Genomic DNA, 26,181 nt, shown 5'->3' on the forward strand with positions numbered 1-26,181 from the left:
CTTACCACTGCGAGACTTTAACCACGCACTGATTTAACGATACGGCCTGATCCCGGCATCTGTTCACATTCGAGCGCTACTTATTCAAGTTCCGCACCAAACCCACCTCGCCCCCCACGTTAACATCCTAAAGACCCGGAGTTCCCCATGCCCGCCACCAAAACGCGCATCCGCAAAGCCGTATTCCCCGTGGCAGGCCTCGGAACCCGCTTCCTGCCCGCCACCAAGGCAATCCCCAAGGAGATGCTGACCGTCGTCGATCGCCCGGTGATCCAGCACGTCGTCGATGAGGCTCGCGCCGCCGGCATCGAGCATTTCGTCTTCGTGACAGGCCGCAACAAGCCTTCGATCGAGGAGCACTTCGATCACGCCCCCGAGCTCGAGACGACACTCACGGAGCGCGGCAAGACCAAGGAACTCGATGAGCTTCTGAAGGATCTGCCCGAAGCTGGACGCACCAGCTTCACGCGCCAGCAAGCCCCGCTCGGCCTCGGCCACGCCGTATGGTGCGCGCGCGATATCGTCGGCGATGAGCCCTTCGCGTTGTTGCTGCCCGACATGCTCCACCACGGCAAATCATGCCTCGCAGAGATGATCGCCGCTTATGAAGAGCACGGCGGCAACCACATAGCCGTATCGCCCGTTCCCGAAAGCGAAACGCATCAATACGGCATCGTCGGCGTCGAGGATCGCGACGCCAAGGTCTCACGCATCACGCAGATGGTCGAGAAACCCAAGCAGGGCACTGCGCCCTCGAATCTCCACATCACCGGCCGCTACATTCTCCAGCCTGAGATTTTCGACATACTCGCAACCCAGGAGCGCGGCGCCGGCGGCGAGATTCAGCTGACCGATGCCATGCTCGCCATGCAGAAGGCCGGCAAGCCCTACCACGCCGTACGCTTCGACGGCACCATCTACGACACCGGCACCAAGATCGGATTCCTGCTCGCCAACATCGCCTACGGCTTGGAGCGGCCCGATCTCGCCACTGCCCTCAAGGCCGGCATCTCCAAACTGACCTAGCTACGACTGCTGGGCCGCGCAGCGGCAAGGGCGCAAGGCGCCCCGCGCCTGCGCTCCGATCACCCGAGCGCCTATCAGCGAGGGCGTGAATCGGCAGCGCAAAAGGAGGCGCGGCCATCAGCTTGGAAGCCACGGCCGCAAACCAGCTTCCCTAAGCTTGTGTCACCCAACAAACTAGTGCCTCAGCCGCACGCCGGCTTGCACGATCTCGGCGGTATAGCTGCTCTCGGGCTGCGAGCTTTGGAAGTCGATGTGCTGATAGCGCGCAAACAGCACCGACCAGGAGTTCGCATAGTACTCGGTGCCCACCGCCGCGGTGAACTGCTCTTCGTTGTAGTCGGTATTGATGAAGTTGCGCGTCATGTACCCGGCGCCCGCAGTGCCGATGAGATAGCGCGTGAAGCTATGCCGCGCTTCGAGCCCGTAATTGCGTTCCATGACGCCCGGCGAATACGCCGTCGTCGTCTCAGCAACATCACTTGTCGCTGTGAACGAAAGCACCGTCAGCGGCGTCACCGCCCAGGCGAGATCGGCATCGATCAGCAATCCATCCACCGCCGGCAGCAAATGATTGTCGATCTCTTGATGCGCGTATCCGAGACTGATCGTGCCGCGCAGCACGTGGCTCACATCGCCGAACGACACACCGAAGCGGTAGCGCTCACCCGTCGAGCTGCGCAGGATTCCGTCCGAGAAAGTCGGAATCTTGTAATCGCGCTGGTTGAATGAAATATCCGCGAACGCGAAGAGATACGGCGAGAACTCCCACATCGGCCGCACGGCCTGCTCATACAGCGTATAATCGCGATCCGAATTGCTCTGCGTCTGATCGTCGAACACGTTCGTACTGTACGACGTGTCGACGATGTTGCCGCGCAACTGCATGGTCAGCCGGTTGAACCGCTGGTTATAGGCCGCACGAGCGCGATCGACGGTGATGTTCGGTCGCGTGCCCGCCGATTCCGCGTTGATCGCCGAGCGGCTTTCCTGCGCGTATTCGCGCGCCAGAAAGCCCTGCAAGTTACTGCGGCTGTTAATATCGAGGCGCCCCAATCCCTCGACGACGTACGCGCGATCGTCTTCAGAGGGATACCTGTCATGGAAGCTGAGATCGCCGCTCGCGCGCAGTTCCACCGCATGCCGGCTCCAGTTGGACGCAAGACGCGCCGCTGGCCGCACCTCTAGAGAGCTGTCGCCCAGCGCATTGGGCGAGGCGAACAGGTTGCTGTTGTAGTCATAGTTGGCCTCCAGCGTCGTGAAGAGCAGGAAGCTGCCGATCTTGGTGCCGATCGGCGGATAGGGATCGAGCAGGAACCCCTGGAAGTTGCTCGGGCTGAAAACCGGGTTCTGCTCGTTGGCTTGTAGCAGCAATGGATCGAACCCCGCCGGCTCGCCCGCAAATGCCCGGATATCCTCTGGCGAGCGCAGATCGAACTCGGTGATTTCACCCGCCATCTCGGAGACTTCGCTCGGACCATTGAGGTCGATGATGCCGTCCTGGACCGCCGCCTCCTCGATCACCGAGACAGGATCCCCATCCTGCGGAATCCTGACGCGGCGGGGCTGACCTTCCTCACCTTCGCCATCCGCCGCTTCGTCGTCAGCCAGCGTGGGCCTGAGGCCGCCAGCGTCTTCGACGACGCCATCCACACCGACCGGCTGCGGAGCCCGCGCCGTCTCGTTCGGCCCGAACGCCCCCGAATCAAACGCGCGCGCGTCCTCCTCGGAGACGGAACCGTCATCGGGCAGGCTGGGACGCAGACGAGGCGCGGGAGGACGGCTGGTGACGGTCGTCCGCCACCCCGGAGGATCGAGGATCTGTGCTGCGGCGGGCGAGGCAAAAAGGCACGCAAACGCCGCCCCTGCGCCGGCCGTTGCGGCGAGGACGTGCATCAACCCGACGATCTTGCGGCCGTCAGCCAAAAGCGCTCCATGCGAAATATCACTCGGCACGCGAACGCTGTACGAAATGGAACGCTAGAGAGCGTTGGTTAATGCCCTGTTTAGGAAGCTGACGGGATCGGTGAACATCGGTTCAGTGCCGCTGGACAGGTCGCCGGAATTGTAAGAAGCTGTTAACACTTAGGCGTCGCTGAAGGCATCGGGGGTAAGAAGCCATGACGGCGGCCGAAGGGCCTTTGCGCAAATTTCGCTCTGTCGACGGCGGCAAAAAGCTGAGCCGTCTTCCCGTGGCCTCTGCCCTGCGGACACTCGACCTCGAGTGCGAGGGGCTGAGCAGGCTGCGCGAATCCCTGACCGGACCGATGAGCCGGCCGTTCGCCGACGCCCTGCGCATCCTGCGCTCCGCTCGCGGCCGGGTAGTCGTCACCGGCATCGGCAAGAGTGGGCACGTCGGTCAGAAGATCGCCGCCACCTTTGCCTCCACCGGACGCCCGGCCTTCTTCGTCCACCCGACCGAAGCCTCCCACGGCGACCTCGGCATGATCACCGCCGATGACGTCCTGCTCGCGCTCTCGTGGTCCGGCGAGACGGTCGAACTGAAACCGCTCATCACCTATTCCCGGCGCTACAGCGTGCCGCTGATCGCCATCACGTCGCGCTCCGAGTCCGCGCTCGGCCAGCACTCGGACGTTGTGCTCGAGCTTCCGCGCTCGAAGGAGGCATGCCCACACGGCCTGGCCCCAACCACGTCCACCACGATGCAGCTCGCCCTGGGCGACTGCCTCGCTATGGCACTGCTCGAAGCCAAGGGCTTCACGCCCGAGGAATTCAAAGCCTTCCACCCAGGCGGCTCTCTTGGCGCTAGCCTCAAGTACGTATCCGACGTGATGCACTCGGGCGATCGCATGCCGCTGGCACGCGACACCGACGAAATGAGCGCCGCGCTCGTCACCATGACGCAGAAAAGCCTCGGCTGCCTCGGCATCATCAATTCCAAAGGCAAGCTTATCGGCATCGTTACCGACGGCGACTTGCGCCGTCATATGGGTCAGGAACTCGTCACCCGCCGTACCGTCGATATCATGACGCGCGCGCCCAAGACGGTGAAACCGGGCATGCTGGCCTCTGCTGCTCTGGAATTGATCAACGCATCGCGCATCACCGCGCTGTTCGTGGTCGATCGCGGCAAGCCCGTCGGCATCGTGCACGTGCACGACCTCCTCCGCGCTGGCATCGCCTGAAGCCGACCACGGCGAACGTCATGGCGCAAGGCGGCCATCGACGTCCAGCTTCAATTTCTGATGGGGCAACTCCGCAAGAGCGCTTCGCCGCCAGTGTCGCTAGACAGTCTCGACGGTCAGCACCGTGCCTTTGCAACCGGTGATGCGCACCTTGGCTCCGACCGCCGCTTCGGCGCCCTCTGCCACCCAGATCGTATCGCTCACACTTACGCTGCCGCGACCGCCCGTTGGAATGGCCGCCGTCACAGCGGCGACTTGCCCAACGAGTTGCATCCCGCGGCGATTGAGGTCGGATTCGCCGGGGTGCATCCAATAAGACCAGCGCTCGTCGATGAAGAGGTCGGCAATTAGGATGGCGATGCCCGCCACCAGCCAGACCCAGCCCAACGTCGAGCCGGAAAAGCCCTTGAACGCGCCGTAGAGCGCCAGCACCACACCCACGATGGGCATCAGCAGGCTGAGCAGCGCCATGCCCCACACGAGCATGCTGGGCCCGCGATCGGGCTCGCGATCAGTTGACGGCATGTTCGACCACGAGACAGTTGCCGTTGGTGCCGGTGACCCGCACCCGCGCGCCCTGCGGCGCATCCGCCCCTTGAGCGTTCCACACGGTGTCGCCGACGCGGACCTTGCCGCGTCCATCAGCGATAGCCTGCTCGACCAGCACCACGCGGCCCACATACTGCAGAGCACGCGCATTGAGATCGGGCTCGTCGCTCAGCGCCACGTCTGGCGAAGCGTAGCGGCGTGCAAAGAACACGGTGATGCAGGAAATGATGGCGAAGGCGATCAGCTGCCACTCCCATGCGATATCAACGCTGATGCCGACGATCCCCACGATCACCGCAGCAGCACCGAACCAGACGAAGTGCACTCCCGGAACCATCGCTTCGAGGGCAAACAGCGCCACCGCAACGACGAACCAGTTCCACGCGCCGAGGTTCCAGAAGAATTCGGACAGCCCCATGCCTCACATCTCCAACGCAACCGGCGCACAATAGCAGAATTCGCGCCGGTTGCCCCAGTTGCGATCCTACGTACGCGGGACGCTGCCGCGCGTGGGCGCGGGCGGCGCGGACGTCTTGTCGCCGAAGGCCTCGCCAGTGATCTGCGCCAGACCGGCCAGCGAACCGATCACCGACGACGCCTCCAGCGGCATCAGGATGACCTTCTGGTTCGGCGCTTTCGCAAGCGCCTCCAATGCTTTCACGTAGTTGTTGGCGACGAAGTAGTTGATCGCCTGCACATTGCCCTTGGCGATGGCATCAGAAACCATCTGCGTTGCTTTGGCTTCCGCTTCCGCTGCGCGCTCGCGCGCCTCGGCGTCGCGGAAAGCAGATTCACGCCGGCCCTCGGCTTCGAGCACGACTGCCTGCTTCTCACCCTCGGCGCGTAGGATAGCGGCCTGCCGCAAGCCTTCCGATTCGAGGATCTGGGCGCGCTTCTCGCGTTCGGCCTTCATCTGCCGCGCCATGCTGTCGACGAGATCGCGCGGCGGATCGATGTCCTTGATCTCGATGCGCGTTACCTTGATGCCCCAAGCTTCCGTCGCCTGATCGACGACTTGTAGCAGCCGCGAATTGATCTGATCGCGATTGGACAGCAACTCGTCGAGGTCCATCGACCCCATCACTGTGCGGATGTTGGTGAGCGTCAGATTGATGATCGATGGCTCGAGCGCGTCCACCTCGTATGCCGCGCGTGCGCCATTGAGGATCTGGAAGAACGTCACGCCGTTGACCCGCACCATGGCGTTGTCGCGCGTAATCACGTCCTGGCTCGGAATATCGAGCACTTGCTCCTTCATGTTCATGCGACGCCCGACCCGCTCCATCACTGGAATGAGGATGTGCAGGCCCGGCTGCAGCGTGCGCGTATAGCGGCCGAAGTTCTCGACCGTGTAGCTATAGCCCTGTGGGACGATCTTGACCGTCGACCAGAGGATGACGATCGCAAGAATGACAAGCAGCACGCCAAAAACTTCAAAGCCGCCCGAGAACGAGCTCACAATGTCGGGTTCCATGATCAACCTGATTGATTGGCAACAAGAATTCTCTGCGCAACGCTAGCGCGGCGAGGAAAACATAGAGTTAAAATGTGGTTTTCGTGCAGTTACTTATGGAACAGCCTAAAGGCGCCGATTCAGCTTCGAGCCGCCTGCTCAAAGGCAGGCGGTCGCGAACGGAATGGCCGGCCTACAGCCACCCCTGCAACTCGCGCCGCACCACTGCCTCGATGGCGCGGATGCCCTCCGGCCTGTCGTTGAGCGCCGGCAGGTAAGCGAACTTCTCTCCGCCGCCGCCCTCGAAGTAGTGCCGGTTCTCGCCGTTCAACTCTTCGAGTGTTTCGAGACAGTCCGCCGAAAAGCCCGGCGCCACGAGCGCGAGCCGCTTCACACCCTCGGCCGCCAGCCGCTTCACCGTCTCGTCCGTATAGGGCTGCAGCCACGGATCGTTGCCAAAGCGCGACTGGAACGTCGTCAGCCACTTCTCTTTGGGCCATCCCAGTTCGGCCCGCAGCAGTCGCGAGGTCTTCTGGCACTGACAATAGTAAGGGTCGCCAGCTTCGAGGTAGGCTTGAGGCATGCCATGGAACGTCGCGATGATGATCTCGGGCTCGAAATCGAGCTTGGCCAAATCCGCGCGCATCGCATCCGCCAAGGCGCGGATATAGACCGGGTCGTCGTGATAGCTCGGCGCCACGCGCACCGCGGGCTGCCAGCGCATCTTCATCAGCGCCCTGAAAGCTTGGTCCGCCGCCGTCGCCGTCGTCGCCGCCGCGTACTGCGGATAGAGCGGCACGAGCAGAATGCGGTCGCAGCCCTTGTCGAGCAGCGCCTGGATGCGGCTCTCGGTCGTCGGGTTGGCGTATCGCATCGCGAAATCCACCTCGATCCGCTCCGCATCGCCCAGCGCCACCGCCAGCTTTTCCGCCTGCGCGCGTGTGATCGTCTTCAACGGGCCCTCATCGCGCTCGTTGTTCCAGATCGTCGCGTAGTCCTTGCCTTTGCGCCCGGGCCTCACCGTGAGGATGATAAGGTTGAGGATCGGCCACCACTTCCAGCGCGGCACCTCGATGACGCGCTCGTCCGAGAGAAACTCTTTCAGATAGCGCCGCATCGACCAGTAGTCGGTGCCGTCCGGCGTGCCGAGGTTGAGCAGCAGCACCCCAATGCGCCCGCACCGGACGCGCGGATGGTCAGCCGGCCTATGCGCCGGATCGGGCTGGAAGGTGTCGGCGGGCTTAATCTCGTTCACGGGCAATCGAACCTATGGCTTCGGGGCTGCTTGGCTGGCGCACCATAGCCAATATGGGCGATCGAAGCGAAGTCTCAAACCTCGCCCGAGGCGGCCCTGCGGCGGCCCGTCCCCTTCCGCCGCACCCGCTTCGGAGCGCCCGAAACCTTGGTCGCGTCGAGTTCCTGCGCCTTGAGCGCCGTGGCCGCATTCCAATAAGCCGCGATGCTCTTGCATAGCCGCTTGGGGCTCGCCGCGAATAACCGCTCTCCCCGCGGACGTGCCATTGCCCGCAAAGTGCCCTGCCGCTGCCGCGCCGCACTCTCAACCGCCGCTGCCTGCTCGGCATTGAGGCCAGCCGCATCCGAATGGGCAAAAGCGATCAGCAGCGCCAGATCATGATCGTCGCCGATGAGCTGCGACAGTGTCCGCGCCTCCAGCGCCCGCGCGCCCAGATAATCGGGCCACGCACGCGACAGCAGCGTCATATGCCGCCAATGCGCCTGCGCGCCCTTGCGCCACTCGTGAAATCCTTCATCGCTGGGATGCGCATAGGCAGCCCCAAATGCGCGGCGCGCGCGCCGATACGATCGCTCCAGCCCGCCGCCGACGACGTCGAAACCGTCGCCGTTGATCTTGATCACGGCAAGCCGTGCTTTAGCTTCCATCAGCCGGTCGTGCGCCTCCTGCATCGTCAGCAGTGCACCGACGCCGTTCACCGCCGCAATCGATCGGCGCATCTGATCGGCGACGGTTCGCCGCCCGAAGCCCACCGAAGCCTCGAGCTTGTCGAGTGTTTCCAGCAGCACGTGCCGGTCGCGCGCACCCGAAAGCGACAGCCCGATCTCACGCAACGCTGCATTCTCTTGCTTGAAGACATTGTCGCCGATCACCGGCCGTATCAGCCGCAGCAGCGCCCGCAGCCTCTTCAGTGACTTGCGTGTCTCGTGGATCGAAACAACCTGATCGCCGTTGCCTTGCAGCAGACTTAGCCCGTGATCGATCTGCTCAGCAGCGATCCGCCTTGCGCCTTCGTCGAAGGATTCGCCCAACTTGAATCGGAAGGCCATGCATCATCCAGGTGGCTGCACACACTTGTGACCACATAACTGTACAGCTCTAAAGGCCATATGAAACCAGTGCCTCTGCGCGCGCAAGCAGGCGACGGGCACGCGCTTTTCGCTTTATCCGCCCGCGCGAGCACGAGCTTCGTCGGCCCACGCGAGCCAGAATTTGACTCGGGCCTCAGGCGCTTGCGCTGTCATAAAGTCAGTGATCACAGCAACGCTGTCGGCCCCGGCTGCGACAACATCAACGGCACGCTCGGGCGTAATTCCGCCGATCGCGACAAGCGGGACGCCGCCGATTTGCCGCTTCCACGCCGCGATCCGCCCCAGCCCTTGCGGCGCCCACTTCATCACCTTGAGCTTCGTCTCGTAGATCGGACCAAGAGCGACGTAGTCGGGCTCCGCGGCGAGCGCCGTCGCCAGTTCGTCTTCGCTGTGCGTCGAAACACCAAGCCGCAGCCCTGCAGCCTTGATCGCAGCGAGGTCCGCCGCAGCGAGGTCTTCCTGGCCGAGATGTATATAATCCGCGCCCGCGTCGATCGCCTCGCGCCAGTAGTCGTTGACGATCAGCTGGCAGCCATGCCGACGGCACACGGCGAGGCTTTCGGTAATCTGCCGCGCCGCCTCTTCACTGCTGACGTCCTTCACACGCAGCTGAAGCGTACGCACACCGAGCGGCGCGATCCGCGCAACCCACGCTGCATCGGGCACGATCGGATAGAAGATGTCGGGAGCGCCAGCGCCGCTGCTCATTTGCGGTCGAGATCGAAGAACGGCGTACCGGCAACGGGCGTCGATGGCTGCGCCATGTCGCGCACACCCATCAGACCGGATTCATATGCAGCCCGTCCTGCCTCGATAGCCTGCGCGAACGCCTGCCCCATGCGTACGGGATCACCCGCCTTCGCCACCGCCGTATTCAGCAGCACGCCATCGAAGCCCATCTCCATGGCCTGCGCCGCGTGCGACGGCGCACCGATCCCCGCATCGATGATCAGCGGCACGTTGGGGAAATAGGCGCGAATGCTCTTCAGCGCATAGGGATTGGCCAGCCCGCGCCCGCTGCCGATCGGCGCGCCCCACGGCATCAGCACACGGCACCCAGCGGCAAGCAAGCGCTCCGCCACCGATAGATCTTCCGTCGTATACGGCAGCACCTTGAAGCCATCCTCGCTGAGGATGCGCGCCGCCTCTGCCAGCCCGAACACCTCCGGCTGCAGCGTATCGTCGTTGGCGATGACTTCGAGCTTGATCCAGTCGGTGCCGAACACCTCGCGCGCCATCTGCGCCGTCGTCACGGCCTCTTTCACCGTGTGGCAGCCCGCCGTATTCGGCAGCACGCGCACACCCAGCGCACTGATCAGCTCTAAGAAGCGTTCGCCCGTTCGTCCACGCGCCTGCTCGCGCCGCAACGACACCGTGACGATACCGGCGCCTGACGCTTCCACCGCCTCGGCCAAAACCTGCGGCGAGGGATATTGCGCCGTGCCGATCAGCATGCGCGAGCGCATCGCGACGCCATACAGCGTCAGCGCGCTCGTAGCCTGGTTTGCTGGCTCAGGTGCATTCATGCGCAACGCTCACCCGCCGTGCCGCGGCGAAACGATCTCAATGTGGTCGCCCGCCTCCAACAGCGTCGCCGCCCGCACGCGAGCGGGTACGAAATCGCCATTGCGCGCGGTCGCCACCGGTGCGCCATCAAGCCCGCGCTCTGCGACGAGCGCATCGAGTGTCGGCGCCGAGGTCACGACTTCCTCACCGTTGACGATAACCCGACGCTGACTTGCAACCGAAAGGGTCTCTGACAAACCGCTGCTCCCGCAACAGATAGATCTCTCGCCCACTCATCTACTGCATTCGCCGATGGCCGCCAAATCAGCCGCCATGCTCGACCAGCAGCTCCGAGGCGGGCTTACCCTCTATATAGTCGGCGACAGTCCGCGCCAGCACCGGCCCGAGAAGAAATCCGTGGCGGTAGGCGCCGTTGACGAATATCCGCCGCCCGCCCTCGCGCACCACGGCCCGCGGAACGTTGTCCGGAAAGGCCGGCCGCACCCCGGCACAAAGGTCGAGGATCTCCGCCTCGGCGAACGCCGGATGCACCGCATAGGCACCCCCCAGAAGCTCCAGCGCCGAGCGCACGCTGACCGGCCCACGCTCCTCGCTCTCGATCACCGTTGCGCCGACCATGTAGACCCCATCGTCCCACGGCACGATATAGAGCGGCAGACGCGGATGCAGGAGCTGCAGCGGCCGGTTCAGCGATACTTCGCGCGTGCGGATCAGCGCCCGCTCCCCGCGCACGCCTCGCAGCGTCGGCAGATCATCGCGCGCTGCGATCCCGCGGCAATCGACGACAATGTCAGCGCCATCCCCGGACGATGTTTCGCCGAACACGATCTCGACGCCTGCCTCCTGCGCCGCACTCAGCAGGAATGCCAAAGCGGCTGGCGCTGGTGCGTGCGCTTCCTCCGCAAAGAACAGCGCCGTCCCGAACCGCCCCGCGAGATCCGGCTCGAGTTGCGCGAGCTCGGCTCCCGACACCCGTCGGTGCCCCTCGGTGCGCGCCGAAAACCGGTCGAGCTCATCTAGGTCGCGCGCCGCGGCAATCACCAGACTGCCGTTGGCTCTCACATCCGGATAGAAGTCGCGCCACGCGGCGACCCCTTCGAGACTATATTTGCGCAGCATCGCGGGCGCCGTCTCTGCCTCGCGTTCCGGTGCCAGCATGACGCCCGCAAGGATGCTTGCGCAATCCGCGAACGGCTCGGCACTCGCCTCGACCAGCCGGACGCGATGCCCGGCTCGCGCCAGCGTCACCGCCTGCCAGAGGCCCAGGATTCCAGCACCAAGGATCGTGATCGAGCGCGTTTGCACGGTCATGGTTTCATTTGCGGTTTCAGCGCGACGCGGTACCCCTCGCACGCCGCAGCCGCGCGCTCAATCCCCATAACGGTACGGGGTCAATCACCGAGCGCCGCACCCTCCCGACGCGCGTCAGCGCCACCCTCGATATGCCCCTCGCGCCGCGTCAGGATATGCACGCCCGAATTCATCGGCGACGGCACGATGGTGTGCCCGATGGGCTTGAGGCTGAGCGACAGCGGCACCGTCGACCAGTCGGGCTCCAGCTCCAGCACGCTCCCCTGACTGCCGAAGTTGAGGAGGTCAGCCGCCTGCTGCGCATCGAGCCCCCAGTCGATCAGGCCGATCAGCGTCTTCAGCACATAGAGGATGATGCGGCTGCCACCGGGCGATCCCAGCACCGCCGTGACGTGCCGCTCCGTATCGAACGCAATCGTCGGCGCCATCGACGAGCGCGGCCGCTTGCCCGGTCCAACCGCATTCGCCGCCGGCTGCCCGTCCGCATCCACCGGGACGAACGAGAAATCAGTCAGCTGGTTGTTGAGCAGAAATCCCGCTGCCCAGTTGTGCGAGCCGAACGCGCCCTCGATCGTCGTCGTCATCGACAGCGCATTGCCATCGTCGTCGATCACCGAGATATGGCTGGTGCCTGACCGCTCGATAGTTGCATCAACGCCGAACGACTGTCGCTTCAAGCCAGGCGGCTCGCCCGGCCCCGGTTTCACCGCAGCACTGTCGGGCTTGATCAGCGCGCGGCGCTGCGAAACATAAGTATCGTCCAGCAGCCCATCTGGCACCGATACGAAATCAGGATCGCCGATGTAGCGATTGCGGTCGGCAAACGCCAGCTTCTCGGCTTCGGCAATGGTGTGCACCGCGCGCGCATTGAGGGCTTGGTCAGGGCCTTTGCCGAGATTGAACGGCTCTAGCAGCTTCAGCGTTTGCGCCACGGTCAGCCCGCCAGACGACGGTGGCCCCATCCCGCAAACCTCATTGCTCCGGTACGTGATGCACAGCGGCGGGCGCTCCTTCGCGCGATAGTCTTTGAGGTCGTCGAGTGTCATTCCCCCCGGCGCGATCGGCGCTGAGTTGACCGCCTGGACAATGGCCTCCGCGATCGGCCCCTCGTAGAACGCATTCGCCCCGCCCGCCGCAATCGCCTTCAGCGTCTCGGCCAACTGGGGATTCTTCAATTCATGCCCGATAGGCAGAGGGCTGCCGGTCGACGTGAAAAAATAGGCCCGCGCTGCCGGCACGAAATCGTCCGGATTCTGCAACCGCAACAGCAAGTGCAAACGCGGCGAAATCCTGAAGCCGTTTTCGGCAATGCGGATCGCGGGCTCGAACAGCATCGCCCATGGCAGCTTGCCGTACTTCGCGTGCACGTCCTCCATCAGGCGCACGACGCCCGGCACACCGATGGACAGCCCGGACAGCACCGCCGTGTTGAAAGGCATCGGCTTGCCATCGACCAGAAACCGATCCGGGCGCGCCGACGCCGGCGCTGTCTCTCGTCCATCGAACGTCTTCAGCTCGGATTTCTTAGCGTCCCAGTAGAGCAGGAAAGCTCCGCCGCCGATGCCGCTCGACTGCGGCTCTACGATATTGAGCACCAGCTGGGCCGCGATCGCCGCGTCGATCGCCGATCCACCCGCGCGCAGCATCTCGCGCCCGGCTTCGGCGGCGTGCACATTGGCCGCCGCAATCATGTGTCGCTGCGCCTTCGCCAGGGCATGCGATTGCAGCCCCGTATCACCCTCCGGCGCACTGCGCGGATCGAGCAGCTGCGCCTGCGCACCGGTGACCGAAATCACCGCTGCAAAGGCCAGCGCCAGGAGACTTGAGAGGCGGAGGATCATGGACACCCAGTTGAGCGAGAGTTGTTCACCAACTTCGGCCATCATGGCGCCGAGCACAATGGGGACCGAAGGAACAAAGCAATGCCCGCCGCGCGCTGGTTTCAATTGACACTGTCCGCCATGTTTATGGCGGCCGCGCTGTTGCTCGTCGCCACCGACCGCGGCACCTCGCGTGAAGCCGTGACCGGCCTGCTCAGCACCTCCGACACGGTCGTCGGCCAGCCGATCGTCTATCCCAGCAGCGCTCCGGCCAAGGTCACTTCGGCCATCGTCACCATGCTGCCCGGCGAGGAAACCGGTTGGCACAAGCACGAGATCCCGATGTTCGGCTACATCCTCGAAGGCGAGGTCACCGTCGACTATGGCTCCAAGGGCACACGCGTCTACCGCAAGGGCGACGCCGTGATGGAAGCGATCGACTGGCCGCATAATGGCCGCAACACCGGCACGGTGCCCGCGCGCATCCTCGGCGTATTCATGGGCGCCGACGGCGTTCCCAACACCGTCATGTTGCCGAAAGCACCTGCACCTTGATCGCAGTTTCCGCCGGGAGCCTCCACCCCGCGGTTAGTGAAAGTCGCGCGACTTCGGGATGACCCGGACATAGCGCGGATGCGTCGCCCACCGCGGATGCATCTTGTCGGCGTTAGGATCGTTCGGAAATTTCCCCGGCTCCGGCGCGCGCGAATCTGGCCGCGCCACCTCATCGGCATTCGCCAGCGGCACTTTCATGTCGCTCGCCTCCGCGGAAAGAAGCTGTAGCGAGTCGCTGCGATCTTCCAGCTTCGACGCCACCACGTGGATGATGTCCTGGTGACGTTGCACGCGCCCGTGCACGACGATGAGACGCGATCCCATGACCTCCTTGCGAAAACGCTCCAGCGTCTTCGCCCACACCACCGCGTTGGCGATCCCGGTTTCGTCCTCGATGGTCATGAATACGACGCCCTTGGCCGAGCCGGGCCGCTGACGCACCAAAACGACACCAGCCACCGCAACGAGCGCGCCGTCCTTGATGCTGCGTAATTCCTCGCACGAGATCACCCGGCGCATGCCGAACCGCGCGCGCAAAAAGCTCATCGGATGCGCCTTCAACGACAAGCGCAGGGTCTGGTAGTCGTTGACGACATGCTCCGAAAGCCGCATGGCGGGTAAAGGCACGAATGGCTCGGCCGCGGTCTCGCGCGTCTCGCTCCACGTAAAGAGCGGCAGCGGCTCTGCCGCCGAAAGCGCCTTCACCTCCCACAGCGCCTGGCGCCGGTCGAGCCCCACCGAGCGGAAAGCATCGGCCGCCGCCAGCTTCTCCAGTGTGATCAGCTTCGCGCGCGCTCGCGCCCACACCTCGTGCACATCCTGAAACGATTGCACCGCCGCCCGCGCCGCAACGATCTTCCCCACCTCCTCTTCCTGTAAGCCGTCGACCTGTCTCAGCCCCAGCCGCATCGCCGGGCCGCCATCCGCCCCACCCTTCTCCAGGCTGCAATCCCACGTCGACAGATTGACGTCCGCCGCCCGCACCTCGACAGCATGCTCGCGCGCATCGCGCACGATCTGCGCCGGCGCGTAAAATCCCATCGGCTGCGAATTGAGCAGCGCTGCCGCGAACGCCGCCGGGTGATGACACTTGATCCACGACGACACATAGACGAGATGCGCAAAGCTCGCCGCGTGGCTTTCGGGAAAGCCGTATTCACCGAATCCCTTGATCTGGTTGAAGCAGCGTTGCGCGAAGGCTTTGTCGTAGCCGCGCGCGGTCATGCGCGACACCATCTTCTCTTCCAACAGACCGATGGTGCCCCGCCGCCGGAAAGTCGCCATCGCCTTGCGTAACTCGTTCACCTCCGCGTCGGAAAACTTCGCCGCCACCAGCGCGATGCGCATCGCCTGCTCCTGGAACAGCGGCACGCCCTTCGTCTTGCCGAGGATATTTTTCAACTCGTCCTTTGGACCCATCCCCGGCGCAGGCGAGGGATAATGCTCCGCTTCCAGGCCATCGCGCCGCCGCAGATACGGATGCACCATGTCGCCCTGGATCGGCCCAGGACGCACGATCGCCACCTCGATGACGAGGTCATAGAAGCACCGCGGCTTGAGGCGCGGCAGCATGTTCATCTGCGCCCGGCTTTCCACCTGGAACACGCCGATGGAATCGGCGCGGCACAGCATGTCATAGACTTGCGGGTCCTCGCGCGGGACCGTTGCCAGGGCAAGCTCTTTGCCCTCGTGCTGCGCGATGAGCTGGAACGCCTTGCGGATGCAGGTGAGCATCCCCAGCGCCAGCACATCGACCTTCAAAAGCCCGAGCGCGGCGATGTCGTCCTTGTCCCACTCGATGAAGGTGCGATCCTCCATCGCCGCATTGCCGACCGGCACCACCTCGATCAGCGGTCCACGCGTCAGCACAAACCCGCCGACATGTTGCGATAGATGCCGCGGAAACCCCATCAGCTCATGCGCCAGCTCCAGCACAGTCGCCAGCAGCGGGTCTTTCGGATCAAGCCCCGCCGCGCGCACGTGCTTTTCGGGCAGCGAGCCCCCACTCGACGTGCCCCACACCATGCCCGACAGCGCCGAGACCGTGTCCTCCGACAAGCCCATCGCCTTGCCGACATCGCGCACCGCCGAGCGCGCGCGATAGGAGATGACAGTCGCCGCCAAGCCTGCCCGGTGCCGCCCATAGCGCGCGTAGATGTATTGGATCACCTCCTCGCGCCGCTCGTGCTCGAAATCGACGTCGATGTCCGGAGGCTCGCGCCTCTCCGGCGACACGAACCGGTCGAACAGGACATCGATCTGCATCGGATCGACCGCCGTGATGGCAAGACAGTAGCAGACCACCGAGTTGGCCGCCGACCCGCGCCCCTGGCATAGAATGCTCTTCGAACGCGCGAAGTGCACGATGTCGTGAACGGTGAGAAAATACTGCGCGTATTCGAGCTTCGCGATCAGCTCCAGCTCACGCACCAGCAACCCACGCACTCTCTCTGGGATACCATCGGGAAAACGCCAGCTCGCGCCCGCCCAGGTCAGATCCTCCAGATGCTGCTGTGGGGTCTTGCCGGGCGGCACCGGCTCGTCGGGGTATTCGTATTTGAGATCGTCGAGCGAGAAACAGCACGCCTCGGCAATCTCCATCGTGCGCGCGATGGCATCCTCATGCCCGCGAAACAGCCGCGCCATTTCCAGCGGCGGCTTCAGATGCCGTTCCGCATTCGCCGTCAGCTTCAGTCCGGCTTCGCGGATCGTCGTCTTCTCGCGCACGCAGGTCAGAACATCCTGCAACGGGCGCCTCTGCGGTGCGTGATAGAGCACATCCCCCGTGGCGACCATTGGCGTTCCGCAGCGCCGCGCCAGCTCGGCCAACGCCGCAATGCGTGTACGGTCATCACCGCGATAGGTATGGCTCGCCGCAAGATAGACGTCAGCGCTTTCCCCGAGCATCATCTGCACCCGCCGCAGCTGCGCCTCGAAAGAAGGCCAGGACATGTCGGCATTGCTCCTGTTCTCAGCATTCGCTTGCGAAGCGGCGGCATCGTCACGGCGGGGATTGAAGGGAATGATCGTGGCGCCCGGTACTTCTGGCATCCCGCCCGATGAGAGCGAACGCCAGCTCCAGTCATCAGGCGTAACCACGATGAAAATCTGCCCCTCGGCATGCCGCGCGACGTCGTCGAGATAAAGCGTACATTCGCCTTTTTTCGCGCGCCTCTGCCCCTCCGACAACAGACGCGACAGGCGCCCATAGGCTTGCCTGTCACGCGGCAGGCATATGAGGCTCGGCGCATCCTGAAGATCGAGACGCGCGCCGACGATCAGCTTCAATCCGAGCTGCTTTGCCTCGACATGCGCGCGTACCACACCGGCGAGCGTATTGCGGTCGGTGATGGCGAGCGCCGACAGCCCCAGCGCCTGCGCCTGCGCAACGAGCTCTTCTCCATGCGAGGCCCCGCGCAGGAACGAGAAGTTCGTCGTCACCTGCAGCTCGGCATACGCGACACCGTGGTGCTTACCCTTCATGCTTCACCCATAGAGGCCATGCAGGAACCAGCGTGGCAGATCCTCTTCTCCCCGCCCGTAAAGCCCTTCGCGAAACACCCAGTAGCCCGCGCCTCCTTCATCCTCGATGCGGTAGTAATCGCGCGTGCCGCTCTTCTTCGTGCTGATCTCGTCCCACCATTCCGGAGCCACGCGTTGCGGTCCTTCCGCGCGCACGATGCGTCGCTCCACCCGTCGCCAAGTGAAACTCGCCGGCGGCCCTTCCGGCACCTCCGCGACGACCCCGATCGGCTCGGGATTTGGCAGCAACAACGGCGGTGGCGCGGAACCTTTATGCTCCGGCCAGAGGGCTGCCCGCTGGCGCGCGAGGGCCGCAACACGCACCTGTGCCCGCTCCGGGATATGGCTTTCGCACGCCACGATCCGGCTGACGCGCGCTGCGCCCAATCGGTTCGTCAGCCGGTCGACGAGCTCTGAGGCCCCCGCACGCGCCTCATGGGTAAGACGCGTTGCAAGCGTCTCTTGCTGAAGGCCCGGCCTTTCGACCTGCACGGCAGCCAGCACCATCACATCGACACCGAAGCCGGCATCGAGCGCGGCGATCTTCTCGAGCAGCAAGTCCGCCATGTGCTCGGCAGCCCATGATGGCTGACTGAGCCCAGCACGCACCTCGGCAACACTGCCGTCGGCCCGGTAGAGCGACAGCGCCAAGTGCCGCGCGCCGAGCCCGCGAGCGCATAGATGCACGCAAAGCTCCTTGGTGAGCAGCCGCATCTCGGATTGCAGCTGCTCCGATGCGATCAGCGGATCAGGCCAGGAGCGCTGCACATAAAGTGCCGGGGGCTCCAGCAGTGGCTTGCATGGTTCAGCCCGCACGCCCAGCGCCTGATCGAGACGAGTCAGCACAGCCTCGACACCCTTCGCCGAGCGGAACCTGCGCCCCAGCGCCGCCCGCGGCAGGTGGTAAAGATCACCGATCCGTCGCAGACCGAGACGCTTCAACAGCAGCACCGAATCCGGCACCAGACGCAAAGCCTCGACAGGCAAGCGCGCCAAAGACGGCTCAGTTCGCCCCTCGCCAGCGACCGCGGGCGTCGACGGCGCAAAGCGCGCCAAGGCATGCGCCGCGCCAAGCGTATCGGCAAGGCCGACGCGCGCCGTCAGCGAGAACTGGCGCAAACGCGTGGCGATATCGTTCAGCAGCTGCTCTTCCCCGCCGAACAGATGCGCCACCCCTGTGATGTCGATCCACAGCCCATCCTCGCCGTCGATGTTTCTGTTCGGACCATAGCGCCCGCACCAGCGTGCAAGGCGCATCAGCGCGCTGCGATCACGGCGCGGATCGGCCTGCTGCGTCATCAGTTCGGGAAAGACGGCGCGCGCATCGGCGAGGGCCTGGCCGATGCGCACGCCTTTAGCCGCCGCCTGCGGGGTGACGGCGGTTATACGGATTCCGTTGACGCCTGCCTCGACGAGGGCAAGCGATGCATCATCGGGAACGAGCGCCGGCTGCGCGCGCCTCAGACGCTCGATCGGCCAAAGCGGCAGCCATATGGAAACGATGCGTTTCATCCGACCACTCCAACCAAAGAGGATGATGCTCGTGCGTCATTGGGCGATGTCGGCAGCGCTCCAGCACAACGCCGTAGCGCTGCGCTCCTGGTGCCGATGCATTGAAGGGATGCCTGCCGCTGGAACACGCCTCGATGCGCCAGCGTGTGGCTGTGGAGCCGGCAGGAGACAGCCGCGGATCGGTAACCAGAAGGCACGGCGTTGCGTGCTCTGCCGCAGCGAGGCTGAGGCGCCGGGCGGGCGTCAGCTCGACTTCACTGATAACCCCGATCACCAGCGCCAGGCTCTGTGAACGCAAGCCTTCTTCCATCGCCCACAAGGCTTCGCTCGCCCGCGCCGTTTCGACGAACAGCCAATCCGAGGGCGCAAAGCCCAAGGCGGCAAGACCACCGCCATATGGCGCGCCGAACTCACGTGCGAATTGCGATGACCAGCACCACAACACGGGCGCCGGGGCGGACTGCGCCCCCGTCAGACATTCAAGACGACGCGCCGTAAGCCGCAATGCAAAGCCGAGAGCCGCCGCCCAGTCGCCCGCCGTAGCCCCCGCGCCGCGTGGCACCGTCTTCACTTCATGCAACGAGGCTGGATCGAGGCCTCCGCCCAACCGGCGATCGAACTCTCGAACACCCAAAGTCCAGCCGCCGCGCGTCTGCGGATCATCGACCGCCTGCAGTTCAGGCGCGCCGCGCTCCATCGTCCGGATGCTCGCACGCAATCGCGCCAGCACCTCCTGTCTGCCACCCAGCGCGGGCAGGAGTGATCCGGGCATTCCTGAAATGCCGCCCTCCGGAACGGCGAGGAGGGACTCGCCATTCCGGTTCGGGCAAGAGCTCCTAGGCCCTACGCCACGCAACTCGCTACGCGAACACGCACTGGGGCCAGGCTCTGACCGCGAGACCCAGGGCAGACAGCCGGACGGTGGGGTGGGGGATGAGGCTGGCTGATCCACTGGAACGCTCTCGCACCAAACGTTGCGATGACACGTCATCGAGTTCGTCATTTGTTCTAAATGCCAAACGCGTTCACGTCAAGATCAAACAGAGAACAAACGACGTCCAAGAAGGTTGCTCAGTCACACCCGGAGTGATGCACAGATTCTCCACAGCAAAGGGGTTGCACACAGACGAATCGACTCGGTCTGCAGCCAGACTGCCGCACCAACAGGCGCGGAAGTGATGGAAAATCAGGCTCTTGGCCGTGCACTAATGCGACAGTCGCCAGAAAAACCCACCAAAGAACACTTCAGGGTGCGGATGCGAACACAGTGTGGCCCGCCTGCTCTGCCGTCGAGAAATGAGACTGCTATATACGATGCCTTCACCTTATGGCCGCAAGCTCCCCGCGAGCGAAACTAACCCCCGGAGACATTCAGTAATGACGTCTCGCAGTCTGATGAGTTCGATTGCCCTGGCAGCCCTCGTTGCCACCGCTTCCACATTCACGACCCAGCATGCGCAAGCGCAGGGTCTGTTCGAATTTCTTTGGGGCGGCGGCCAGGAATGGGGCGGCAGCAAGCAGACCGTCTCTTTCGATCCCAAATACACCTCGGGCCAGATCATCGTCAGCTTCGGTGACCGCCGCTTGTACCTCATCACCAAGCCGGGCGTCGCCATCAGCTATCCGATCGCCGTGCCGCGCGAGCAGAGCCGCTGGCAGGGCACCACCACGGTCACCAATAAGCGCGAAAATCCGTCTTGGCGTCCGACGCCGGACATGCTGCGCGAAAACCCCAAGCTGCCGCTGTGGGTCCCTGGTGGCCACCGCATGAACCCGCTTGGCGTGCGCGCCATGTACCTCGGCTCCAGCCTGTATCGTATCCACGGCACTGACGCGCCCTGGACGATCGGTCAGGCGGTGTCGAAGGGCTGCATCCGTATGCTCAACGACGACGTGCTCGACCTTTATCCGCGCGTCCCCGTCGGCACCAAGGTGACGGTCACCTGGCAGCGCTTCTCCTCAGAGCATATTGCCGATGGCGCAGAGCCGCCTGCTGCCAACGCATCCAGCGCGACGATGGCATCCTACAAGACGCCGGGACGCAGCATTCGCTCGCGCACCGCGTCTTCTCTCGTCGAGAAGATTTCGGCAACCGGTATGGGCGAAGCGGACGCCGCCGATCCCAACGCCGTCGATCCAAACGCCGACGAAGCAACTCTTGCCGCTGCTGCAGAGCAGCCGCTGGAGCCCGCTAAGCCGGTCAAGAAATCCGAAGCCCACCAGCCATCAGCCACGGTGAAGACCGCCGAGGTTCACAAGAAGTCGGCTGCACCGCGCGCTCCCGCCGCTACGGCAGCTGCACCGGCACACAGCTCCGGCGCTCACGATGCCGCCTCTGCGGCTGAGAAAGCCGCCGAAGCTGCCGCCAAGGCAGCCGCCTCTGCCCGCGCCGCCGCCGAAGCCGCAAAGAAGGCGGCTGAGGACGCCAAGAAGGCGATGGAGCCGGGCAAGAGTGCCGCACTGTAAGTCAGCGACGAAGCACCACGATCGAATTGAAAAGGGCAGCGCTGAGCTGCCCTTTTTCTTTTTCGGTAGCCTACTGCGCCGGCGCCAGACACGCCTGGAGCGAACTCGCCAGATTGCGCATCAGCACGAAGTAAAGCTGCCGCCCCGCGTCCAATGAGAGCCCCTCCGGATCGAGCGTGCCACCCCGCGCGCCCGTCCCTTCGGTCAGCGCCGCGACCAGCTGAGGCTGAAACAGCGGCTCGGCGAAAACGCACAGCGCCTTCAGCTCGCGGATCTTGTTGCGCAACTCGATGAGACGCTTCGCACTCGGCTGCACCTCCGGACTGACTGTGATCGAACCGACGGCATCAAGGTCAAACCGGCGATCGAAGTACTGATAAGCGTCGTGAAACACGACGAAGGGCTTGCCCTGCAGCGGCCGCGTTGTGGCCGACAGTTCGCTCGTCAGCGCATCGATATCGCCGACGAGGCGCTCAGCGTTCGCCTTGAAGCGCGCGGCGTGCTCGGGAAAGCGTCGCGCGAGCACCTCCGCCACATAGCGACTGATCGCCTTCGCGTTTTCGGGATCGAGCCAAATGTGCGCGTCGGCGTCGCTGGCATCAGCCTCCTCCTCGGCACCGTGCCCATCCGGCTCGTCGTCGTGCCGGTGCTCGAATGTGCCCGTATGGCGTTGCTCGAGCAGACGGACACCCGGCGCATCGACCAGGGTGACCACCTCCACGCCCTCCGGAAGCGCGCGCACCAGCTTGCCGGTGAACGGCTCCAGCCTTTCAGAGACGCGAATGAGCACCGCCGCGGCATCGACGGCCTGCACCTGCGAGGGACGCAGCGAAAAGCTGTGCGGAGATGCCTTCCCGTCGACCAGGAGCAGCGGCGTACCCACTCCCTCCATCACGTTGCTGACCAGCGAATGGATCGGCTTGATCGTAACGACGACGTCCGTCTCGTCCGCCAACGCCATCCCGGGCAGCGCCAGGCAAATGGCCGCAATGGCGGGGAGCCAGACACAAACCCAACGTTTCCCCCAGCGCCCCTTGCCCACGCGGCAAAATTTCTCTCCCAGCGTCCAACGGGCGCCCGTCATGCTATAGATCCGATCGATGGCTTGATTGTGATAATATCCGCAAGTTAGTGCACCCACGCCGAACACGCAACCGCCACCTTCCCGCTCCATCTAGCGGGCAGCACCTTGCTTTGACCCGGAGACACCTCAAGTGCACGCCACCAGATCCTGGCTCGTACTGACGGCAGTGTCAGTCTGCGCGGCCCTAGCCGCCACCAAAGCGTCTGCCCACCCGCACGTCTGGGTGACGATGCAGGAAACGGTACTCTACGACAAAGGCAACATCACCGGCCTCCGCCAGGCTTGGACGTTCGACGAGATGTACACGCAGCAGGCCATCGAGGGCTTGGACAAGAACGGCGACGGCAAGTTCGACCGCGAGGAGCTGAAAGAGCTGGCGCAGGTCAACATCGATGGCCTCAAGGAGTTTGACTACTTCACCTACGCCAAGGTCGGCAAAAATCCGCTGAAGTTCAGTCCGCCCGTCGACTATTGGCTCGATTACACCGACAAGGGCATCCTCACGCTCCACTTCACACTGCCGCTCGAAAAACCCATCGAAGCCGCCACCCCAGGTTTCAACTTCGCTGTCTTCGACCCCAGCTACTTCATCGCCTTCGACTACGCCGAAACCGATCCCGTGAAGCTCGGCGCCAACGCACCGGCAGGCTGCAAAGCCGCCGTGCACGAGCCCGAGGAAGATAGCGACACGCAGCGCCTCAACGACGCCTTCTCCAACGCGCTTGGCAAGGATGGTCAGCAAGGCGCCGGCGGTCCGATGGGCGATGGTGGAACCGTCAGCATCGGCAGCGGCGGCGCAACCGTCACTGTCGATTGCGCCAAGTCATAATTTGCATTCGACTTCAGCTGCTTGACATCGGAAGACGGATGCCGGTCGCTGTTGTAGTGTGGGCCACGATCGGTTTTGATGCGGCTTAGGCCGCTTGCCTCAAGGGATGGCGCGATGGATCGGCGTGAGTTCCTGAAATCGACCGGCGCAGCTGCCGCTGCCACCGCCGCAGCTGCTACGCAGGCAGTCGCCACGGAGGCTGGAGTCGCGGCTTCGGCAAGCCCCGCAGTGAGCAAGGGCCTCAAAGAGCTTCGCCTCGCAATCCCGTTCAACGATGGCTTTGCTGGTCCGGCTGACTATGCCCGTCGGCTTGCCCGCAACATCGGCGAGCTGAGCGCTGGCCGCATTCGCGTTGCGCCAGCATTCGGTATCGCAAATGCCGCCGACGCTGTGCGCGCTGGCGACGCTGATCTTTTCTTCGATGCGGCCGACAGCCAGCTCGATATGCACCGCGCCTTTGCCTATTTCGCCGGCCTGCCGGGCGACCAAGGCCTGGCGCCGCGCGATTTGCAGACCTGGATCACCGTAGGCGGCGGCCAGGCACTTTGGGATGACCTTGCGGCCGAAGCGGGTGTGAAGCCGCTCCTCGCTGCCCATACCGGATCGCACAGCCTTATGCTCGCGACGCGCCCCGTGGATACGATGGCGACACTGGCCGGGCGCACAACGCATGTCACCGGGCTGGCCCGAGACGTCGCCAAAGGCCTCGGATTGGAAGTCGTCTCGCTGCCTGCCGACGCCATCGCCACATCGCTGCGAGCAGGCGACATCGAGATCGCCGAATGCGGCGGCGCGATCGTCAGCTACGCGCTGCAAATTCCGGCGGCCGCGCCTTACCTCACAGGCACCAGCATCAATCAGAACGGAACCGCGATGCTCCTCGGCGTGCGTCGCGGGCTCTGGGATAGTCTCGACGCTGGCGAGCAGAACATGATCAGCGCGGCAGCGGCAGCGGAGTTCCAGCTCTCCCTTTCCGAGGAAGAAGCACACCGCCCCATGCTACATCCCACGCCCAGCCCTGATCGCATTTGGCCGATCGCAGCAGAGCTTAACCACGCCATTCAGCGCGTGGCAGCGGCGGTCGTTGCCCACGCCGCAGGCACAGACGCAACGTCCCGGCGCATCGCCGCGAGCTTCGCGGCATTCCGCGCGAACACGATCAGCGCGCAAGCCTCCGTCTGAGCAGCTCGTCGCTGACCCAGATCACGCTCAGTAACTTATTTCTGCGGTGAGCTGTCGCAGCGGCCGCTTCGTCAATATTTTGCTGCATCGCACTGACTGATGATGACCTCGGCCACTCACCAGGGGGAAGTAATGAATATTGCGCGCGTAGCTGCCTTGATTATCGCATGGCCGGCAGCATCCATGGCTATTGCAGAAGAGCTGAAGCTCCCGCCTGAAGTCACACCTGCGCTGCGCGCAGCATGCGAAAGCGACGTGCGCCGCATCGGCTGCCTTGGCCCATCGCCTACCTACGCGAAGGTGAAAAGCTGCGTCGTCGCCCGCTACATGAAGCTTGGCAACAAGTGCAAGATGCAGCTCGCACTCGCCGGCTACTCCGGCCCATCGAACGTGCCGAAGTCGGTCAAAGGACCGCTTCTCGAAGCGTCTGCGAAATAATCTAAGAAAATGCGCGGGCCAGGATCACGTCCGGCCCGCGATTTTGTTAAGCCGCTTTAGCGGTGGCCGGACGTGCGGTCTCGGCGATGTATGCCATCGCCGCCGCCACGCCGCCCTTCTGGTGCGGCACGCCGGCAAGTTCCAGCCCCATCTCGACACCCGTCAGCGCACCGAGAATGGTGAGCTCGTTCGTGTATCCGAGATGGCCGATGCGGAACGCCTTGCCGGCCAGCTTGTTGAGCCCCGTGCCGAGCGACATGTTGAAGTTCTCGAGCACCAGCTTGCGGAATGTATCGGCGTTGTGCCCGTCTGGCATCGCCACCGCCGTCACCGCAGGCGAATGACCGCGCGCATCGCGGCACCACGTCTCCAGCCCCCAACCGCGCACCGCCCGGCGCGTCGCCTCGGAGAGACGCTCGTGGCGCGCAAATACGTTGTCGAGGCCTTCCTCGTGCAGCATCGCGATCGCCTCGGAAAGGCCGAACAGCAGCCCGACAGGCGGCGTGTAGGGGAACGTGCCCGTCGGATTGATCGCGAGCATGTCGTCCCAATTCCAGTACGAGCGCGGCAGCTTCGCCTTCTTCGACGCCGCAATCGCCTTCGGGCTGACCGCCGTGAACGACATCCCCGGCGGCAGCATCAGGCCCTTCTGCGAGCCCGATATCGCAACGTCGATGCCCCACTCGTCGAAGCGCAGATCCATCGCCGCGAGCGACGAAATCGCGTCGACCATCAGCAGCGCCGGATGCTTCGCCGCATCGATCGCGCGGCGCATGTCGTCGACCCACGTGCGCGCACCCGTCGAGGTCTCGTTGTGCACCACGCACACGGCCTTGATCTGATGCGAGCTGTCCTTCTTGAGGCGCGCTTCGAGCGCGTTCGCATCGCCGCCTGAATGCCAGTCGGTCGGCAGCACCTCGGGCTTCAGGCCCATGCGCTCGGCCATGTTGCGCCACAGCACGGCGAACTGCCCGGTCTCGATCACCAGAACCTGGTCGCCGGGCGACAACGTGTTGACGAACGCCGCTTCCCACGCGCCCGTGCCGGACGAGGGATAAATGATGACGGGGTTCTGCGTCTTGAAAATCGTTTTGACGTCAGCGAAGAGCTTCTGCCCGAATTCGCAGAATGTCGGACCGCGGTGATCCAGCATCTGCCGCGACATGGCATTGAGGATTCGCTCCGGCACCGGCGTCGGTCCAGGTATCTGCAGGAAGTGGCGGCCGGTCTGGTTGGCCATGTGCGTTCCCCTCGGCATGCTCTACGTTTTCCGCAGCATCTCCTTGCGGCGCCACCCCGGTAGAAACCGGGTACGAGGCAACCCTCGAGGCTTCTTTTATCTGCGGAAGGAGCAGCTATAGGTATGAAAGCAAAGAGCCGTCAAGCCACCTGCACGAGGATTGAGCACAATGCCACGG

At 64.1% G+C, this 26,181-nt stretch carries 23 protein-coding genes; 7 read left to right on the forward strand and 16 right to left on the reverse strand.

The window, feature by feature from the left end:
* Window positions 1-147 precede the first annotated feature (147 nt).
* A complete protein-coding gene (gene galU / locus NDB2M4_RS00260) occupies window positions 148-1,026 on the forward strand; it encodes a UTP--glucose-1-phosphate uridylyltransferase GalU (RefSeq protein WP_072369010.1) in 879 nt (292 codons plus the stop codon).
* Window positions 1,027-1,200: 174 nt separating this feature from the next.
* Here the strand turns inward: galU and NDB2M4_RS00265 are convergent, their stop codons facing one another.
* Window positions 1,201-2,949: an outer membrane beta-barrel protein gene (locus NDB2M4_RS00265; protein WP_072369011.1), complete on the reverse strand. Its 1,749-nt coding sequence runs from the start codon at window positions 2,947-2,949 to the stop codon at window positions 1,201-1,203.
* Window positions 2,950-3,143: 194 nt separating this feature from the next.
* Between NDB2M4_RS00265 and NDB2M4_RS00270 the strand changes: the two genes are divergently transcribed.
* The gene (locus NDB2M4_RS00270) at window positions 3,144-4,169 is read left to right on the forward strand and encodes a KpsF/GutQ family sugar-phosphate isomerase (protein ID WP_083555545.1); all 1,026 of its coding nucleotides are present in this window, start codon (window positions 3,144-3,146) and stop codon (window positions 4,167-4,169) included.
* A 99-nt stretch (window positions 4,170-4,268) separates the two neighbouring features.
* Here the strand turns inward: NDB2M4_RS00270 and NDB2M4_RS00275 are convergent, their stop codons facing one another.
* The 10 genes from NDB2M4_RS00275 to ggt all read right to left on the reverse strand — a co-directional run bounded on the left by NDB2M4_RS00275 (window position 4,269) and on the right by ggt (window position 13,238).
* Window positions 4,269-4,694: an NfeD family protein gene (locus NDB2M4_RS00275; protein ID WP_171987989.1), complete on the reverse strand. Its 426-nt coding sequence runs from the start codon at window positions 4,692-4,694 to the stop codon at window positions 4,269-4,271.
* The gene (locus NDB2M4_RS00280) at window positions 4,681-5,136 is read right to left on the reverse strand and encodes an NfeD family protein (protein WP_072369013.1); all 456 of its coding nucleotides are present in this window, start codon (window positions 5,134-5,136) and stop codon (window positions 4,681-4,683) included. Before NDB2M4_RS00280 ends, NDB2M4_RS00275 begins: the two co-directional genes overlap by 14 nt.
* 66 nt (window positions 5,137-5,202) lie before the next feature.
* Complete coding sequence (locus NDB2M4_RS00285; RefSeq protein WP_072369014.1) at window positions 5,203-6,192, reverse strand: SPFH domain-containing protein; 990 nt, start codon at window positions 6,190-6,192, stop codon at window positions 5,203-5,205.
* A gap of 172 nt (window positions 6,193-6,364) precedes the next feature.
* On the reverse strand, window positions 6,365-7,426 hold the full coding sequence (gene hemH, locus NDB2M4_RS00290) for a ferrochelatase (RefSeq protein ID WP_083555549.1): 1,062 nt from the start codon (window positions 7,424-7,426) through the stop codon (window positions 6,365-6,367).
* A gap of 74 nt (window positions 7,427-7,500) precedes the next feature.
* Entirely contained in the window at window positions 7,501-8,475 is a 975-nt protein-coding gene (locus tag NDB2M4_RS00295) for a CHAD domain-containing protein (RefSeq protein WP_072369016.1), read from the reverse strand.
* A gap of 114 nt (window positions 8,476-8,589) precedes the next feature.
* Complete coding sequence (locus NDB2M4_RS00300; RefSeq protein ID WP_072369017.1) at window positions 8,590-9,225, reverse strand: thiamine phosphate synthase; 636 nt, start codon at window positions 9,223-9,225, stop codon at window positions 8,590-8,592.
* On the reverse strand, window positions 9,222-10,043 hold the full coding sequence (locus tag NDB2M4_RS00305; RefSeq protein ID WP_072369018.1) for a thiazole synthase: 822 nt from the start codon (window positions 10,041-10,043) through the stop codon (window positions 9,222-9,224). Before NDB2M4_RS00305 ends, NDB2M4_RS00300 begins: the two co-directional genes overlap by 4 nt.
* Window positions 10,044-10,052: 9 nt before the next feature.
* Window positions 10,053-10,280, reverse strand: a complete 228-nt coding sequence (gene thiS, locus NDB2M4_RS00310; RefSeq protein ID WP_072369019.1) for a sulfur carrier protein ThiS — start codon at window positions 10,278-10,280, stop codon at window positions 10,053-10,055.
* 67 nt (window positions 10,281-10,347) lie between these two features.
* Window positions 10,348-11,355, reverse strand: a complete 1,008-nt coding sequence (locus tag NDB2M4_RS00315) for an FAD-dependent oxidoreductase (protein ID WP_072369020.1) — start codon at window positions 11,353-11,355, stop codon at window positions 10,348-10,350.
* A gap of 80 nt (window positions 11,356-11,435) precedes the next feature.
* Window positions 11,436-13,238, reverse strand: a complete 1,803-nt coding sequence (gene ggt, locus NDB2M4_RS00320; protein WP_244536004.1) for a gamma-glutamyltransferase — start codon at window positions 13,236-13,238, stop codon at window positions 11,436-11,438.
* 39 nt (window positions 13,239-13,277) lie between these two features.
* Between ggt and NDB2M4_RS00325 the strand changes: the two genes are divergently transcribed.
* Window positions 13,278-13,730 carry a cupin domain-containing protein gene (locus NDB2M4_RS00325; RefSeq protein WP_072369021.1) on the forward strand — a complete coding sequence of 151 codons (453 nt, stop codon included), beginning with the start codon at window positions 13,278-13,280 and terminating at the stop codon, window positions 13,728-13,730.
* A gap of 33 nt (window positions 13,731-13,763) precedes the next feature.
* Here NDB2M4_RS00325 and NDB2M4_RS00330 read toward each other — a convergent pair whose 3' ends face one another.
* The 3 genes from NDB2M4_RS00330 to NDB2M4_RS00340 are packed head-to-tail and all read right to left on the reverse strand — an operon-like array spanning window position 13,764 to window position 19,536.
* Window positions 13,764-17,213, reverse strand: a complete 3,450-nt coding sequence (locus tag NDB2M4_RS00330; protein WP_072369022.1) for an error-prone DNA polymerase — start codon at window positions 17,211-17,213, stop codon at window positions 13,764-13,766.
* A 3-nt stretch (window positions 17,214-17,216) separates the two neighbouring features.
* Window positions 17,217-18,764 carry a Y-family DNA polymerase gene (locus tag NDB2M4_RS00335; protein WP_072369023.1) on the reverse strand — a complete coding sequence of 516 codons (1,548 nt, stop codon included), beginning with the start codon at window positions 18,762-18,764 and terminating at the stop codon, window positions 17,217-17,219.
* Window positions 18,682-19,536, reverse strand: coding sequence for an ImuA family protein (locus NDB2M4_RS00340; RefSeq protein ID WP_072369024.1), 855 nt, complete (start codon window positions 19,534-19,536; stop codon window positions 18,682-18,684). The genes NDB2M4_RS00335 and NDB2M4_RS00340 overlap by 83 nt, the downstream gene beginning before the upstream one ends.
* 605 nt (window positions 19,537-20,141) lie before the next feature.
* On the opposite strand from NDB2M4_RS00340, the gene NDB2M4_RS20320 reads away from it, so the two are divergent.
* On the forward strand, window positions 20,142-21,230 hold the full coding sequence (locus tag NDB2M4_RS20320) for a L,D-transpeptidase (protein WP_083555551.1): 1,089 nt from the start codon (window positions 20,142-20,144) through the stop codon (window positions 21,228-21,230).
* Between the two features lie 70 nt (window positions 21,231-21,300).
* Here NDB2M4_RS20320 and NDB2M4_RS00350 read toward each other — a convergent pair whose 3' ends face one another.
* On the reverse strand, window positions 21,301-22,191 hold the full coding sequence (locus NDB2M4_RS00350; RefSeq protein ID WP_139247030.1) for a zinc ABC transporter substrate-binding protein: 891 nt from the start codon (window positions 22,189-22,191) through the stop codon (window positions 21,301-21,303).
* A 253-nt stretch (window positions 22,192-22,444) separates the two neighbouring features.
* Between NDB2M4_RS00350 and NDB2M4_RS00355 the strand changes: the two genes are divergently transcribed.
* The 3 genes from NDB2M4_RS00355 to NDB2M4_RS00365 all read left to right on the forward strand — a co-directional run bounded on the left by NDB2M4_RS00355 (window position 22,445) and on the right by NDB2M4_RS00365 (window position 24,763).
* On the forward strand, window positions 22,445-23,143 hold the full coding sequence (locus tag NDB2M4_RS00355) for a DUF1007 family protein (RefSeq protein ID WP_072369025.1): 699 nt from the start codon (window positions 22,445-22,447) through the stop codon (window positions 23,141-23,143).
* 114 nt (window positions 23,144-23,257) lie between these two features.
* Window positions 23,258-24,325, forward strand: a complete 1,068-nt coding sequence (locus tag NDB2M4_RS00360) for a twin-arginine translocation signal domain-containing protein (RefSeq protein ID WP_072369026.1) — start codon at window positions 23,258-23,260, stop codon at window positions 24,323-24,325.
* Window positions 24,326-24,508: 183 nt separating this feature from the next.
* Window positions 24,509-24,763, forward strand: a complete 255-nt coding sequence (locus tag NDB2M4_RS00365; RefSeq protein WP_244536005.1) for a hypothetical protein — start codon at window positions 24,509-24,511, stop codon at window positions 24,761-24,763.
* Window positions 24,764-24,809: 46 nt separating this feature from the next.
* Here the strand turns inward: NDB2M4_RS00365 and NDB2M4_RS00370 are convergent, their stop codons facing one another.
* The gene (locus NDB2M4_RS00370) at window positions 24,810-26,003 is read right to left on the reverse strand and encodes a pyridoxal-phosphate-dependent aminotransferase family protein (protein WP_083555553.1); all 1,194 of its coding nucleotides are present in this window, start codon (window positions 26,001-26,003) and stop codon (window positions 24,810-24,812) included.
* Between the last annotated feature and the right edge of the window lie 178 nt (window positions 26,004-26,181).

The organism is Hyphomicrobium sp. NDB2Meth4 (genome assembly GCF_900117445.1).
In the GTDB taxonomy this organism is placed as follows: Bacteria; Pseudomonadota; Alphaproteobacteria; order Rhizobiales; family Hyphomicrobiaceae; genus Hyphomicrobium_A.

Coding starts and splice junctions, on each gene's coding strand:
- NDB2M4_RS00270 (WP_083555545.1), top strand. CDS start 3,144: ATGACGGCGGCCGAAGGGCCTTTGCGCAAATTTCGCTCTGTCGACGGC.
- NDB2M4_RS00360 (WP_072369026.1), top strand. CDS start 23,258: ATGGATCGGCGTGAGTTCCTGAAATCGACCGGCGCAGCTGCCGCTGCC.
- NDB2M4_RS00325 (WP_072369021.1), top strand. CDS start 13,278: ATGCCCGCCGCGCGCTGGTTTCAATTGACACTGTCCGCCATGTTTATG.
- ggt (WP_244536004.1), bottom strand. CDS start 13,238: ATGGCCGAAGTTGGTGAACAACTCTCGCTCAACTGGGTGTCCATGATC.
- galU (WP_072369010.1), top strand. CDS start 148: ATGCCCGCCACCAAAACGCGCATCCGCAAAGCCGTATTCCCCGTGGCA.
- NDB2M4_RS00285 (WP_072369014.1), bottom strand. CDS start 6,192: ATGGAACCCGACATTGTGAGCTCGTTCTCGGGCGGCTTTGAAGTTTTT.
- NDB2M4_RS00330 (WP_072369022.1), bottom strand. CDS start 17,213: ATGAAGGGTAAGCACCACGGTGTCGCGTATGCCGAGCTGCAGGTGACG.
- NDB2M4_RS00365 (WP_244536005.1), top strand. CDS start 24,509: ATGGCTATTGCAGAAGAGCTGAAGCTCCCGCCTGAAGTCACACCTGCG.
- NDB2M4_RS00275 (WP_171987989.1), bottom strand. CDS start 4,694: ATGCCGTCAACTGATCGCGAGCCCGATCGCGGGCCCAGCATGCTCGTG.
- NDB2M4_RS00280 (WP_072369013.1), bottom strand. CDS start 5,136: ATGGGGCTGTCCGAATTCTTCTGGAACCTCGGCGCGTGGAACTGGTTC.
- NDB2M4_RS00300 (WP_072369017.1), bottom strand. CDS start 9,225: ATGAGCAGCGGCGCTGGCGCTCCCGACATCTTCTATCCGATCGTGCCC.
- NDB2M4_RS20320 (WP_083555551.1), top strand. CDS start 20,142: ATGACGTCTCGCAGTCTGATGAGTTCGATTGCCCTGGCAGCCCTCGTT.
- NDB2M4_RS00350 (WP_139247030.1), bottom strand. CDS start 22,191: ATGGCGTTGGCGGACGAGACGGACGTCGTCGTTACGATCAAGCCGATC.
- NDB2M4_RS00305 (WP_072369018.1), bottom strand. CDS start 10,043: ATGAATGCACCTGAGCCAGCAAACCAGGCTACGAGCGCGCTGACGCTG.
- NDB2M4_RS00340 (WP_072369024.1), bottom strand. CDS start 19,536: ATGCCCGGATCACTCCTGCCCGCGCTGGGTGGCAGACAGGAGGTGCTG.
- NDB2M4_RS00370 (WP_083555553.1), bottom strand. CDS start 26,003: ATGGCCAACCAGACCGGCCGCCACTTCCTGCAGATACCTGGACCGACG.
- NDB2M4_RS00315 (WP_072369020.1), bottom strand. CDS start 11,355: ATGACCGTGCAAACGCGCTCGATCACGATCCTTGGTGCTGGAATCCTG.
- NDB2M4_RS00295 (WP_072369016.1), bottom strand. CDS start 8,475: ATGGCCTTCCGATTCAAGTTGGGCGAATCCTTCGACGAAGGCGCAAGG.
- NDB2M4_RS00335 (WP_072369023.1), bottom strand. CDS start 18,764: ATGAAACGCATCGTTTCCATATGGCTGCCGCTTTGGCCGATCGAGCGT.